We start from the raw sequence: 14,766 nt of genomic DNA, 5'->3' as shown, positions 1-14,766 counted from the left end.
ATTTGATATAATCGATTGTACTATTGTACTTTAACTCATGAAATGAGTAAGTAATTAACTCAACTGTAATGATAATATGAAGAACATTTTTTTTGTACTATTCCTCTTCCTTTCGATTGATTCAATTGGTCAAAATTCAAGTGCTGAGCTTCCATTTAAGTATCTTAAGAAGGACAATAATCAGATATTTTTCGAAAAGGTATTTGAGGTAGATAGTGCAAATTCTTCTCAGATAGAACAGATGTTGATAGCTAATATCCCAAAAACCAAGGATGTTAGAGACTTTCAAAAAAATTCAAATGTTATAACTGCCTATATATCAAACTGTCTGATAGATTATAAAAAATATGGAGGCAAATGGGGGAATACTCAGGTTTTTATGAATCATCCATTTTTTAGCAATGTAACGGTGGTGTGGAAGGATGGCAAGTACAAGGTGACTTTGTCTAATATGGAATGGCACACAAGCTTAGGGAATCTTACCATGACTGAGGCTCTGACAAAGTGGGCCCAAGGGAAGGAGTGGGACTTGTCAAAAAGTAAAGTAAAGGCAGGCCAATACGTTGAGCAGTATTTTTCAGATTTGTTTTCATTTTCCGAAGTGAATAAAAGCGACTGGTAGTGTCAACGTGCTGTCTCCTTCAAGCTTTCTTAAAAAACGGATGGCTGGCGAGCTTGGTCGCGGTGTCTTCCTCTGCGATATCGATGTATCGATTGAATGCGTCTTCTGTGGTCCATCCACCGACTGTCATCACGTCGCTGCGCGCGATGCCCTGCTTGATCATGTTGGTGGCTCCTGACCGCCTGGCGGTGTGAGTGGTCACGGTCTCGAACTTTGATTTTATTTCATGGATGCGCTGACCTCCGCGAGTGGAGGAAACTACGACCTCGTTCGTAATGCCGGCCAGCTCGGCAATTTCTTTGATCCTCGCGTTGATAACATTCCGGTGCATCTGTCGAGGAAGTTCGCCGTTTCGTTTGTTGAGGATCTCCTGGACGATCCAGTGTACAGGGACCACCACGTTTGCGCCCGTCTTTTGGGTCTTCCGGTATATTTTACCGTCCTGGAAGTGTGCTCTGTTCAGTGTGCTGTAATCCGATACGCGCATAAGGGAAAACGCTCCGATGAGGAAGGTGTCGCGGACCTCTTCAAAGCTCTTCGGGAGGCCGGACAAATCCACCTCGTAGATTTTGATCAGCTCTGATTCTTGCAGGGCGTAATGCTTGACCTTTTCCGGCCGTGCTGAAAATTTCTTGCTGCGAAAGTGGTGGTGTGGGTTGAGTCCTTCCTCCTGTGCCTGGATGAGGATGATGCGCAGCGCGGAAAAATAGGTTGATATCGAGTTTTGCCTGAGGCCTTCCTCTTCCAAATAAGCATTGAATTGATCCCGAAATGTCAGGGTCATGTCTTCAAAGCTGAGTGGTTTTCTGGTCTGTTGGCAGTACTTTTTAATTTTAGTGACACAGGCCTTGATAATGCGCACATCCGAGGTGTTGACGCGCTCTTTGAACTCGACAATGTAGTCGAGGTACTGCATAAAATTAAGTGGCTTGGCGGTCTTCTTTTTGTCCTTATTGAGCTCCTTGTCCATCGCGGCTTTCAATAGCTCCCTGTTGACTTCATTGTTTTCGGTGAGAACCCGGAAGTAGACTTGGCTTGCCAGGGCTTGCAGCTTGCTGAGGAAGGCATTGCATTCGACGCAGTCGGGAATGCTTCGTTTTTCCCTGACGCGCTGTCGGTCAATATTCCAGTCGGATGGAAGAACAGAGAAGCCGGTGGCGTATTTGAAAGGAGAGCTTGCGCCGTAGTTGAGGAATAAATTAATCGGCGTTTTTTTGGAGGATTTGGGATCCTTCAAGTAGAAGTTTATGGTAGCCATTTTGGTTTGTGTTTGGTGATTCGGGGGATTGAATTGGGGAATCCTCCTTCTCAAAACTACCTAAAATGGTTTTACATATGCAAGAGGTGTGTTTTTGTAGATAGCTGGTTTTGAGCCTGTTTTTATGTTTATTTAAAGACTTTTATATACAGCCGAAAAATATTTTCGGCTGTATATCCTAACTACACTTAACAAAGTTGTTTATCATAGTGTGTACCAGTCTGATTGGAATTTTTATTTCCAGCCGCCGCCGAGGCTGCGGTAGAGGTCTACGCGTGCTACGAGCGACTGGCTCCGGATAAATGCGAGGTTCAGTTCGGCCTGCAATGCGTTGCCTTGCGCGGTGATCACTTCCAGGTAATTCGCCATATCGCTTTGGTAAAGCAGTTGCGCATTGGAAATGGCTTGTTGCAGGATATTGACCTGATTGCTCGCAATGGCTTCCTGCTCTTTCAGTTTTTTGGTTTGAACCAGTGAGTTCGAAACTTCTCCTACCGCATTCAACACCGACTGACGAAATTCCAGTACCGATTGCTCGCGCTCGATCTTGGCGACTTCCAGGTTGGTTTTCAGCTCTCTCCGTGCAAAAATCGGACGGGCGATGGTTCCAGCTGCAATACCGAACAACGATCCCGGAATATTGAACCAGTTGCTCGATTTGAACGATTCGATACCGCCGCTCGCCGAGATGATCAGCGAAGGATACATGCTCGCCTGCGCCACGCCTAGTTGTGCATTCGCGATGAGGACGGACATTTCGGCGGCGCGCACATCCGGCCGCCGGCTCACGAGCGCTGCCGGAACACCGGTGGCAAGGCTATCCTGAGCTTTAAAATCGGCCAGTTTCACTTTACGGTCGATCGCATTGGGCATCTGTCCGGTCAGGATTTGTAACGCATTTTCCTGAATCGTAATGTCCTGTTCCAACTGCGGGATGAGCAATGCAATGGCCTCACGCTGCGCTTCGGATTGCTGCACGGAAAGCGATGTTACTTCGCCGGCATCTTTGAGCAAGGTTGTCAGTTTCAATGTGTTATTGCTCAGTTCGAGGTTGTGTTTGGCCACTTCCAGCTGCTTATCGAGCATCAGGAGGTTGAAAAAGCCTTTTGCAATATCAGCGACCAGGCGCGTTTGCACGGCCTTGGTGGCTTCATAAGTTTGCAGGTATTGGCCCAATGTCGCTTGTTGCTGGCGGCGGATCTTGCCCCAAATATCAGCTTCCCATGACAGATCGAAAGAAGTAATGTAATTTTCGATGTGGTTCGATTTGAGGAAACTGCTGGCGCTGATCCCGTTCAAGCTGTTTTTCGACGGGCGGTTGTATGTTCCGGCCAGTCGCAGGTCGAGGCTTGGCAGTTGCAGCATTTTGGCCTGTTTTACTTGCTGTTGCGCGATATCAATGCGTTTCAGCGCGATTTGCAGGTCATAATTGTAAGTTACTCCACGTTCGATCAGCTTTTGCAGCGTGGTATCGGGGAAGAACTCTTTCCAGCCCATGTCCGCGATGGTAGCGGTGTCGCCATAAGGCACATTCCGGTATTCGTTGGGCAGGGTGAGCTCGGGGCGCTGGTAGTCCTTGCTCACCTTGCAAGCGGCGAGCAGGGTTACCAACGTGAGCAGAACGGGTATTTGCGTTAATCTAAATATATTTTTCATGATGTTTTTTGAATAAAACCAGTCATCGCTTTTCGGTGCCGGGAGAGGCGCCACTAGTGCGCGTCTGCCTCCGCCAGTTTTGGCTGAACCGGTTTTTTGACGACTTTTTCCTGCAAATACTGGAATATCACGTACAGTACCGGGATTACGAATATCCCTAAGATCACACCTGTGAGCATTCCACCTACGGCACCGGTTCCGATAGAACGGTTACCAAGCGCCGAGCCACCCGTTGCGCGCATCAGCGGCAACAGACCGACGATGAATGCGAAGGACGTCATCAGGATCGGGCGCAGCCGGAGGCGGGAGGCTTCCAGTGCCGATTCGACGATGGTCATACCGGCCTCACGACGCTGAACAGCGTACTCGATAATCAGGATCGCATTTTTCGCTAGCAACCCGATGAGCATGATCAGCCCGACCTGTACATAGATATTGTTTTCAATACCCATCCAGTTGATAAACAGCATGGATCCGAATACCCCCAGCGGGATTGTAAAGATCACGGCGAGTGGCAGAATGTAGCTTTCATACTGTGCTGCGAGCAGGAAGTACACGAATACCAAACTGAGTACGAAGATCAGGATGATCTGCGAGCCGGAGTTGATCTCTTCACGTGTCATACCCGTCCATTCAGTTTTGTAATTATTAGGCAAAACCTTCTCAGCAGTTTCCTGCACAGCGCGGATGGCGTCACCGGTACTGTAACCGGGTTTCGGCGTTCCGTTAATCGCTACGGCATTATACAAGTTGTTGCGGGTCACGGTTTCAGGACCGAATACGCGTTTCAAAGTCACGAGCTGATTCGCCGGTACCATTTCGCCCTCGGTGTTTTTAACATAGATACCATCCAGCGACTGTGGATTCTGACGGTACAAAGGATCGGCCTGTGCCATCACACGGTAGTATTTTCCAAACCGGTTGAAGTCTGACACGAAGCTGGAACCGTAATAGATTTGCAGCGTTTGCAGCAGGTCGTTCACAGGAACATTCAGCTGTTTAGCCTTCGCATTGTCAATTTCCAGTTGGAATTGCGGGTTACCGGTCGCGAAAGTGGTGAATGCATAGGCTATCTCCGGGCGTTGCATCAATGCGCCGAGGAATGCATTGGTCGTCGTGCTGAGTTTTTCCAAGGAACCATTTCCACGGTCTTGCAACATAAACTCGAAACCACTGACGTTACCGAAACCATCCACGGTAGGGAATGTAAAGAAGAATGCATTCGCATCGTTCACCGCCCGTACCTGCTGCGACATCATACCCACGATCTGGTTGAAATCCTGTACTTCGCCACGCTCTTCCTTCGGTTTCATGCGGATAAATCCTACACCGTAAGGCGATGCGTTGGAGTTAGAAATGATGTTCATACCTTCCACAATGTAGCGGTGGTCGGCAATAGGGGACTTTTTCACAATGCTATCCACCTGTGCCATCGCTTTTGAAGTACGGTCGAGGGAGCTCCCCGGAGGCGTGTTGAGCGCATATAGGAGGAAGCCCTGGTCTTCGGTTGGGATAAAGCCGGTAGGGGTTGTTTTGGTTAACCAAAGTGTCGTTCCTGAGATTACTAACAAGCCAATGATGGTCACCCATTTGCGGCGGATCAGGAATTGCAGGCTTTTCACATAACGACCGGTCATCGATTCAAACCCTGCATTGAATGCGGAGAAGAAACGGGCCGAGAAACCTTTGCGGCCATGCGTACCGTCTGCTCCTTCTGCATGGGGATTTTTCAAAAATAATGCACAGAGCGCGGGGCTGAGCGTCAACGCGTTCAATGCGGAAATCAAAATGGCTATGGCTAACGTAAATGCAAACTGCCGGTAAAACACCCCCGCTGGTCCCTGCATAAAACCAACCGGTACGAATACCGCGGCCATTACCAGGGTGATCGAAATGATCGCGCCTGAGATCTCATTCATGGATTCGATCGTAGCGGGCTTGGCGGCCAGGTTCGTTCGCTCCATTTTCGAGTGCACCGCCTCCACGACCACAATCGCATCATCGACGACAATACCGATAGCCAGTACCAATGCAAAGAGCGTCAGGAAGTTGATCGTAAACCCGAAAAGCTGCATAAAGAAGAATGTACCTATAATGGCCACCGGAACCGCGATGGCAGGGATCAACGTAGAACGGAAATCTTGCAGGAATATAAATACGACGATAAACACGAGGATGAATGCTTCCAAAAGCGTCGAACGAACCTGGTTGATCGACTCGTCGAGGAAGTCCTTCGAGTTGTACATGATGGTCGTTTTCAGGCCTTTGGGTAGCGTTTTGGAAAAATCCTCCACGAGTTTTTCGGCCTGGATCAGAATGTCGTTCGCATTGGTACCGGCGGTCTGGAACACAGCCACACCGGACGACGCATTGCCATCCAGTTTACCATTGGAAGAATAAGTGTAAGAACCGAACTCGACGCGCGCTACATCTTTGAGGCGGATCACAGAGCCATCACTGTTCGCTTTGATGATAATGTCCTCGTACTCTTTATTTTGCGTCAGTTTTCCTTTGTATTTCAAGACATATTCAAAAACCTCCTTGCTGGCTTCTCCCAAACGGCCCGGAGCGGCTTCAAGGCTTTGCTCGCGGATGGCTGCGGTTACTTCCTGAGGTGCAAGTCCCAATGCTGCGAGGCGGTCGGGTTTGAGCCAGATACGCATCGAATAATCGCGTGTGCCGAACGGCTGTGCCTGACCGACCCCCGGTATACGTTGCAGCTGGGGCACGAGGTTTATCTTAATATAGTTCAGCAAAAACGTTTCATCGTAAGTGCTGTCCTCACTAGAAAGCGCAACGAACATGATGATCGAGTTCTGTTGCTTTTGCGTGGAGATACCGGCTTGCACCACTTCCTGAGGAATTTGGCTTACAGCTTTCGAAACGCGGTTTTGTACGTTTACGGCAGCAATATCAGGATCGGTACCCTGTTTGAAATACACATTCAGGGCCATGGTGCCGTCGTTATTGGACGACGACGTCATATAAGTCATGTTTTCAACCCCGTTCACGGCCTCTTCAATGGGCGTCGCTACCGCACGGGCTACGACTTCTGCGTTTGCTCCCGGATAAACGGCTGTCACCTGTACGGTCGGCGGCGCGATGTCGGGGAATTTGGTGATCGGTAACGTTGTAAGCGATATGATCCCGAGTAGTAATATCAGGATTGATATTACCGTCGAAAGGACGGGCCTTTCTATAAATTTCTGAAACATAAAATTTGGATTTGTCCCCGTTCGCGGGGCTAATGTTCAAGTTTCTTGGCAAAGCGGGAGCGGTCCATCGCATTTTTCAATGCGATGGTGCTCAGTCAATTGGTGTAGATAGTTGTAAACTGCTCTGGTACTCAGATCGGATTCGCTTGCAGCAGACTGTCCATCGACATTTTCTGCGGAGCGATGGCCATACCGTCACGCAGCCTGTCCATGCCGGCGTATACGATCTTTTCTCCCGGTTTTAAGCCTTTGGAAATCAGATAGTAGCGTCCGCTGCGATCGGCAATCGTCACCGGGCGGCCTTCCACCTTGTTGCTGTCGAGCACGGTGTAAACAAACACCTTGTCTTGCAACTCAAATGTAGCTTCCTGCGGGATCAGCACCGATTTGGCAAGCAAATGCGGAATGCGGATCCTCCCGGTATTACCCGAGCGCAGCAGCCCGTTTCCGTTCGGGAATGTCGCACGGAAGTTGATGGCACCCATTGTCTTGTCAAACTGACCTTCAACGATCTGTACCTTCCCTTTTTGCGGATAAACGCTGTTATCGGCGAGTACCAGTTCCACAGGAGGCATCTGCTTGATTTTTTGCTCGATGGTATTGCCCTCAAATTCCTGCTTGAAATCGAGGAAATCGAGTTCGCTCATTGAGAAGTATACGTGTATGTCCTTTGTCTCGGACAGGACAGTAAGCGCTTCCATCGTGCCCTTACCCACCAGGCTGCCGGTTTTAAAAGGAATTGTCCCGATGTAGCCGTCGGCCGGAGCGGTGATTGCGGTATATCCTACGTTGATCTTCGCTGCATCTACGGCCGCCTGTGCCTGAGCGACATTCGCCTTGGCGGCATCATAAGCTGCCTTCGCACTTTTCAGCTGAACATCCGATACAACCTTGTTCGCGACTAACGGCGTTAGCTTCTCAACGTTGATCGAAGCACTTTCCAGCGAGGCCTTCGCCGATTGCAGGCTGGCCTTGGCGGTATTCAGTTGCTCGGTGTACGGGCGTGCATCGATATGAAAAAGGACCTGACCTTTACGGACATAAGCACCTTCGTCTACGGAAATGCGATCCAGGTAACCATCCACCTGTGGGCGGATTTCGATATCGCGGCTTCCCTGGATGGAAGCTGTGAACTCACGGTGTGAGGTAACTTCGTGATCGCTCACGGTCAATACCGGCAACGCCTGTGCAGGCGGTGCCGAGGCGGGTGCATTGGCGGTGGTTGAACCACAGCTGTATATGGCTGCGGAGCCCGCGGCTAGTAACAGGAGTGTAGCTAGTCCCTTGGCTGTTTTTACTCGGTTCATTTTCATGGATGTGGACTTTTGTGGTGATAATCAGTTAATTATGAATAGGTAGTGAAGTTATTAATGCTAACGGTGTTAGCCAAAATTCAAAAAAATAATCAGAGGTTTTTGATGAAAGCGTCAACAGATTCATCCATTACTTTTTTGTTCATTTGTGAGTCGTCAATATCAGAGCAGCGCATCATTACGATCGAAATCAAGCCGTGTATTACCGACCACAACGCATGAATTTTAAAGCAAGTTTCCTCCTTGGAAGTTTTTTTATCTTTCACGATTCCTTCAATCGCTTCTCCTATGTGGTCTCGGAAGCTATTAAACTCCGGTTTTGCCTTACCCGGGCTCGAACAGGGCATGCCGAGGCCGTACATCAATTGATAGTATTCCGGATTTTTAAAAGCAAAGTTCCAGTAAGTTTCGGCGTGGGCCCTTAGCCGTTTTTCCGGATCTGCATATTTTCGCTTGTCCTTTTCCAAAGATCTATCGAGTAACCGGAAACCATCCATAGAAAGTTCAAACAAGATCGCTTCTTTATTTTCGAAGTGATCGTAGATCACCGGTACGCTATATTCGATGGCATCGGCTATCTTCCTGATTGACAGTGATTGCCAACCTTCTTCTTTGACCAATTGCAAGGCTACCGCCAGGATATTGGTCCGCATATTTTCTTTTTGCCGTATTTTTCGTTCGAGGATTCCCATGGTAATTTACATCTACCTAACGATGTTAGCAAAGGTACTGCGGGTTTTTCACAATAGCAATCCACAGGTCGGTAACATCCCGGTTACCTTTGCCTCGTTCAGGTGTTGGACTAAAACCATGCCGGGTATGGAGTGTCAGCGAGGCAATGCCTGTGCGACAGGCATTGCGGTACTTCCAAAGAGCCTTTCCTCCATTTTGCGATCATGGCCATACACATCTTTGCGAAACTGCAAATTGCCATACTGATCGACCCAGGAGGTGAAATAGCCGATAAAAACCGGTATTTCGTTTTTGCCGCGCAGTCGCACATATTTTTCTTTACCTGCATTCATCGCAGCGGTGATTTTTTCGCTGGTCCATGTACTGTCGCGGCGCAAGAGCCATTCCGCCATTTTTTTTGGTTCCGATAACCGAATGCAACCATGGCTGAATGCACGCTGGCTTTCATTAAAGAGGCTTTTGCTCGGCGTGTCATGAAAATAAATACTGTAGCTGTTCGGGAAAAGGAATTTTACAAGTCCCAGCGAATTCGACTTACCGGGTTTCTGCCGCACCGAGCCGCCATTCCATTCCATATTGTGCCGTGCCAGGTAATTGGGGTTCTTTTTAATGCCCGGCAAAACTTCTTTTTTCAAAATGCTTGCTGGCACATTCCAGTAAGGACTGAAAACGATCTGATTGAGCGTGCCTGAAAAAATGACAGTACTATTTGCCTCTGAACCCACCACAACTACCATATCGAATGACAATTTGCCATCCTCGTAGGCATGGAGCGTAAACTCGGGAATGTTGACAAGCACATAATCGGTAGGAGGGGCAGCAGGCATCCAGCGGATCCGCTCCATATTGACGAGCATCTGGCGGATTCGACTCGCTACTGGGACATTGAGTTCCTTAAAGAATGCGGGGCCGGTGATGCCAGTTTGTTTCTGGCCAACTCGCTGCTGGAAATGCTTCACGGCGCTGGTGAGCGTGGTGTCAAAACGCGTGGTACTGTCCGGCTCAGGAAAATCGCCCAGCAAATGCAGGCGGTTTTTTAATGCAACAATGAGTGTATCGCGGTCGCCTTCACGGAATTTCTTTTCGGTATCGACAGTGGCCGGCTCGCCGTTTTTGGTCAGTGTGTAGTATTGTAATACTTTTTCTTTCAACTGGTTGTAGTGCCGGTTCACGGGCTCGTAGGCCGCTATGTTCTGCCCTTTGTTTTTTAAAAGTGAATCCAAAAAAACTTCCGGGTTCAGCTTCCGGCGCGGTATGAACCAGTTGAGCTCCTGCGTATTGATCTGGTGGTCGCCGGAATAGGCACGGTCGGTATAGCGAAAGAACTGCTCCGTTAGCGCAAGCTCTGCATCAACGACCAGTGGATTATCAGGCGTGATCTTTTTCAGTTGTGCCAATGAATCGATGGTCTTGTCAAGCGACGGACTGTACAACGAACTATCGCCGGAATAATGAATATAATCGTTTCGCAGACTCCTGAAAATCGGCACAAATTCGGCCATGCCATCAGGGAAGAACCAGGCATACTGATAATTCCTATGGTTGTAAAAACTGCGCAGTTTACTGGTAAGGCTGTCGTCGAGCGCATGCGCGGTGACGTAGGAGGCCAGCGCTGTTGTATCGATAAACAGCTCAGTAAAAGAGTTTTCAATCGTAATGGTGGTGTCGCGTTTGGCGATCTCCGTTTTCTTTTCCGAACCTTTGCGGCAAGCAGTGCCAGCCAGGGCAAGGACAAGGAACAATGCGATTTTCTTCATATTCAAAAAAGCGTCACAGACGGTAGCCAATATAGCCGCTTTACCGTTAGAAATCTCATTCAAACCAAAGGATTATCAAAATCCTGTCAATTCGATGTCATAGATATCTTAGCAGGAGATTTGGTTTTTTTGTTGTTGATTCTACCCGGACACCATGGTCCCCATGCCTGGTTCCGGGTTTTTTATGGATGGAATGCAATGATCCTGTCAAAAAACTCCGGGTCCCAATTTGCGGAACATGCCATGGCCTTTAAATCGGCATTGTCGTATTTATTGAAAGGAAGTTTTTTTCAACCCCACCCATTCTTTTCCATCCACTCTTTAAACTCAATCAGCTTGTTGATGCCGTGGATCCGGATTGGCTTTCATTGAAGAAAGCCGCCCTTCAGCAAAAAAGGCTGGATCGGTGATTCAGGTAGATTTAAGCATCCATACCGGCTCTTCGCTGGCTCCCGGCCTTTAAACCATTTTTCAATTTCCTGTGCTGTAATCACTCAAATGTTGTTTCAAAACCAAAAGCAATTCGGTCATCCCGTAGACCTTTCAGGGGATCCGAAATCGAACCCTTAGGATCGATTTCGGATGATTTCTCGACATTTCCTTATAGAGCCAAAGCCTTATTTCCTGTCGACCACTGTGTTTGAACCCAGTCGGAGGTATTGCTGTCCGACAATTTTCTATATTCATACGCCCCTGTGGGAATCGAGTTGCACGTAATTGTACTCCCTGCTTTTAGTGTTCCATAATTAGCGTTCAAAGTTGCCTTCGTGAGAGCCGTGTTTGATGGGTCTGAAATAAAGCTTGGAGGAGTAGTAAGCAACACCCACTCTGAACCATTCCAATATATCTCTTTATTCAAGGTTGTGTCGAAATAAAGGTAACCAACTTGCGACGTTGAAGGTCTTTGAGCCGTTGTTCCTCGTTGTAGGCTTATACTTTGTCTAGCGGCAGATAAATTTCCATCAGATAGTGCGATTGAATAAAACAGGTTGTGCCCGGCCGAGAAATCTGCGACTCCGCTCGCAAATTGAATAGGTGTGACAGTATTCGTTTTGGAAAACCGGCAACCAAAAACCTCAACCTTTGAAACTTGGATTACTGTATTTTCAAACAGACCTTGCGAAAGATCATATCCGTCGAAGTCGGAATTTTCCAAAACAAACTCAGTCCCTGCTCGCCTTATGTCGTGAAATCGGACATTTCGGAAAGTACTGTTTGTAACCTTCGTCTTGGAAAATCCGCTGTCTCCATAAAAAATTCGTGTTGGGGATGAAGATGAGATTCTACAATTATCGATGGTTAACTCATTTCCACAAGCGCCAATTTGAGCGACATTAGGCACAATCATATCGCAGTCCGTGAAGGTTGCTTTTCCGCTGCCTGATCCGCTGACGTTTGCAAAAAAATACAATGCGGAAAGTGACGAATAGTCTAAGAGAGTGTTTGAAACTTTAATATTGCCTGTCATTGCCCTGTTGCCTAAAACAAATGCAAAGTTTCCAACACAGTCACTGATTGAGATATCACCCTGCTGTCCGAACACGTCTGATATGCGTAAAGGTAACCTAGTAGTATAATTTATGTTGTTAATACAATTGGATATTTTGAAGACCGATTGCCACGTGTGTGCCGAAAGCGACGGAAGTAGAAATATATTATCAACAAACCAGGTTTCAAGCTGTTCTTTACGGTCGAAGGTGTTGCCAATTATATTACATACCTTGGGATACCCGACTTCCATACCTCGCCGACAATCAGTTATAATGTTATTGCTAACTGTCATAACCTGATTTTCGGCAGAACTCATGGCGATACCAGTGCCCGTATATCCAGGCTCATCCACTACGCTGGTTATCTTGTTTCCGGAAATTATGTATTGAAATGATTCAAAGTCTCCAATATTTGGTGTAACAACAATGCCTCTTGCATGTAGACCAGAAACAGTGTTATTCGATACTATTGCGCCGGCAACGTTTTCGCACCAAATGCCACCGTTCGTGTAAGGATTTGGCTGTGAAGATTGTATGGAATTAATAACTGTATTGCCAATAATGGAAGCATCGCGCGTATATATTCTTGTGGTGCCTCCACCGCTAGTATCATCACCCTCACAAATTATTCCAATACGAGTAAACTCGCTTACATGGTTCCCTATAATTAACGGATTTAAACTGTATCTAATGTAAATTCCATCTCCATTAAGGCCCCGACAGTTCCTAATGGTGCAATTTGCCACTTTGATATTAGATCCGCCGATGATGTAAAAGCCGCGCTCTACGATATTGGAAACTGTAATATTATCGAATATGACATTGTTCCTTGATTGGCAATAAATAGCCCTTCCAGAAGGTGCACCCGCTGCGGAACCGTCAATTGAGCCATTGAGGCTTATGTTCTTAACTACAATATTATCGACAAGGATTTGAAGTTTGCCCGCCCCTCTGGTGAATATCGTTCCGGACCCGGAGACATTACAGGTTACATCAACTGTATTGTCGATCATATAAGTAGAGACTAGGAATAATTCTGCCCTTCTAGCCGATGCAGCAAAAATAGCTCGACTTAGTGGCCTTAAGTCGTTTGCAATCCCATCGCCAACAGCTCCCCACCATTCAGGATAGAAAATATTGTCGTGTTTTCTTTTGAATCTCGCCTGGCCATACATTGTGCTTGATCCGAGAATAAGTGCAGTATCCGCAGTCGTGGTAGTATCAGAAGGATCTTTGATGAAAATGCCCGACCTCTTTCCTTCATTGATGTAAATCACCTTGGAAGTGTCTGCCATTCCCGCGTTAAACTGGGTAATGGTCATGTATGGGATATATGACTGGATGATGGCTGTAATGCGAGCCTCATATTCCTCTTTATTCCCGAGACCGGTTTTAAATGCGAAGAAAGCGATTTTGCCGACAAGAATAAACTCACTGTCAGCATGTGCATTTTTATTCCCTCGTAGCAGCAAGAATGATCCATCCTCAGACTCTTTTGTGAATTTTCCTTTGACTGTGTATGACACCGAAGGTTGTGATGACGAAAGGTCAGCCCCGATAAAGTCATGATATGTTCCTCCTGTTTGTTTGAACCCATCCGGAAAAACTACTTTTACTTTAAAGGAATTGGCTCCCTCGAAGACGTATGCAATATTTGGGCTGATGTTCTGATAAGTGGCAGTGATTTTAAATTCGAATTCTTCGTTTAGAGCAATCGATTCTGCTACTGTTGTTAAGGTAAATTTGATTGGGTCCAATTTTGGAGCAGCCGCATTGACGTTTACTTGCAGTAGTACGGCAAATACCATTTGCAGAACAATGGAGATAACGGATTGTTTCATAGCGTATTTGTTTCGTGAAGTAGAAATATATGAAACGTTCGGTTACTTTCAATAAGTAATTATTAAGTGATAATTTTGAATTAATTTAATAGTCTCTCACAGTTATTTATGGACGCCAAAGACATCGCCAGAAATCGATCAGAATTGCAGGAGGCGATTCGTGAATCGAGGATCGTGGAGATTATACTTTTGCGAGCTGAGTTTGACCGAGATCCCCAAACGGAAGGATATGAAACTTTTGAATTCCGCCCAATAGCTTATTTCAGGAGAGATGTATATGAAATGTAAAAACATCTTGAAAACGGATCGACGAACCACCCCTATCCCAGAGTCCTTTGTTATTTTTCTGTCTTGACTATACGTTTAACTTTACTATCAGGAGTTGAAGCTCTGCTCACACTAATGGTTTAATATCGCTATTTTCTTGTTTCCGAGGTATCAACGCACTCAAATACTTCTGCGTCTGCTCATACTCAACTGAACCCAGGTATTTCTTCAGTGGTGGTTAGGCTCGAATGTCCCAATCCTTGTGATATAAACGCTAAGGGCACCTGCGCCCGCGCTAGCATTGTCGCGTAGCTGTGGCGGGCTTCATAGGTTCGAATTTTGGCCTGAATGCCAAGTTCTTTCAAGATGAGAACGAGCATGCGGTTGACGCGCTGGGTAAGATTATAAACAGCCAGGTAGATTTCCTTCTCGTTCACTTGTTGATTCAGCTCCGGAAAAACGAACTCATTTTGATCGCTACTTGATTGTCCCCATTTTTTGATAATTTAGTTAGTCTCGGGAACTAGGGGAAGAGCGGTCTCCAAACCTGGGTTGGCCTTGTTGGTCCGTGTCTTTCTCCGAATAAATGAAACTTGGTTGTGGATCAAATCTATGTTCCGCCATTTTAACCGCGCAAGGTCAGCCATGTTCATC

General features: G+C 47.0%; 9 protein-coding genes. 1 reads left to right on the top strand and 8 read right to left on the bottom strand.

Annotated elements, in window-relative coordinates; translation table 11 throughout:
* Nucleotides 1–76: 76 nt before the first annotated feature.
* Complete coding sequence (locus tag LZD49_RS26210) at nt 77–622, top strand: hypothetical protein (RefSeq protein WP_234670659.1); 546 nt, start codon at nt 77–79, stop codon at nt 620–622.
* A 19-nt stretch (nt 623–641) separates the two neighbouring features.
* On the opposite strand, the gene LZD49_RS26205 is transcribed toward LZD49_RS26210, so the two are convergent.
* The 8 genes from LZD49_RS26205 to LZD49_RS26170 form a co-directional block, all read right to left on the bottom strand.
* On the bottom strand, nt 642–1,880 hold the full coding sequence (locus tag LZD49_RS26205; RefSeq protein ID WP_234670658.1) for a site-specific integrase: 1,239 nt from the start codon (nt 1,878–1,880) through the stop codon (nt 642–644).
* A 234-nt stretch (nt 1,881–2,114) separates the two neighbouring features.
* Nucleotides 2,115–3,536: an efflux transporter outer membrane subunit gene (locus LZD49_RS26200; RefSeq protein WP_234670657.1), complete on the bottom strand. Its 1,422-nt coding sequence runs from the start codon at nt 3,534–3,536 to the stop codon at nt 2,115–2,117.
* 53 nt (nt 3,537–3,589) lie between these two features.
* A complete protein-coding gene (locus LZD49_RS26195) occupies nt 3,590–6,751 on the bottom strand; it encodes an efflux RND transporter permease subunit (protein ID WP_234670656.1) in 3,162 nt (1,053 codons plus the stop codon).
* 131 nt (nt 6,752–6,882) lie between these two features.
* Entirely contained in the window at nt 6,883–8,064 is a 1,182-nt protein-coding gene (locus LZD49_RS26190) for an efflux RND transporter periplasmic adaptor subunit (RefSeq protein ID WP_234670655.1), read from the bottom strand.
* Between the two features lie 92 nt (nt 8,065–8,156).
* On the bottom strand, nt 8,157–8,756 hold the full coding sequence (locus LZD49_RS26185; RefSeq protein ID WP_234670654.1) for a TetR/AcrR family transcriptional regulator: 600 nt from the start codon (nt 8,754–8,756) through the stop codon (nt 8,157–8,159).
* 135 nt (nt 8,757–8,891) lie between these two features.
* Entirely contained in the window at nt 8,892–10,577 is a 1,686-nt protein-coding gene (locus LZD49_RS26180; protein WP_234670653.1) for a murein L,D-transpeptidase, read from the bottom strand.
* Between the two features lie 538 nt (nt 10,578–11,115).
* Nucleotides 11,116–13,845, bottom strand: coding sequence for a right-handed parallel beta-helix repeat-containing protein (locus LZD49_RS26175; protein WP_234670652.1), 2,730 nt, complete (start codon nt 13,843–13,845; stop codon nt 11,116–11,118).
* Nucleotides 13,846–14,318: 473 nt separating this feature from the next.
* The gene (locus LZD49_RS26170; protein WP_310590505.1) at nt 14,319–14,615 is read right to left on the bottom strand and encodes a tyrosine-type recombinase/integrase; all 297 of its coding nucleotides are present in this window, start codon (nt 14,613–14,615) and stop codon (nt 14,319–14,321) included.
* Between the last annotated feature and the right edge of the window lie 151 nt (nt 14,616–14,766).

Source organism: Dyadobacter sp. CY261, assembly GCF_021440085.1.
Classification (GTDB): domain Bacteria; phylum Bacteroidota; class Bacteroidia; order Cytophagales; family Spirosomataceae; genus Dyadobacter.
Note: the sequence above shows the minus strand (reverse complement) of the source record. Positions and strands in the feature narration are given on the sequence as shown.

Coding starts and splice junctions, on each gene's coding strand:
- LZD49_RS26210 (WP_234670659.1), top strand. CDS start 77: ATGAAGAACATTTTTTTTGTACTATTCCTCTTCCTTTCGATTGATTCA.
- LZD49_RS26205 (WP_234670658.1), bottom strand. CDS start 1,880: ATGGCTACCATAAACTTCTACTTGAAGGATCCCAAATCCTCCAAAAAA.
- LZD49_RS26200 (WP_234670657.1), bottom strand. CDS start 3,536: ATGAAAAATATATTTAGATTAACGCAAATACCCGTTCTGCTCACGTTG.
- LZD49_RS26195 (WP_234670656.1), bottom strand. CDS start 6,751: ATGTTTCAGAAATTTATAGAAAGGCCCGTCCTTTCGACGGTAATATCA.
- LZD49_RS26190 (WP_234670655.1), bottom strand. CDS start 8,064: ATGAAAATGAACCGAGTAAAAACAGCCAAGGGACTAGCTACACTCCTG.
- LZD49_RS26185 (WP_234670654.1), bottom strand. CDS start 8,756: ATGGGAATCCTCGAACGAAAAATACGGCAAAAAGAAAATATGCGGACC.
- LZD49_RS26175 (WP_234670652.1), bottom strand. CDS start 13,845: ATGAAACAATCCGTTATCTCCATTGTTCTGCAAATGGTATTTGCCGTA.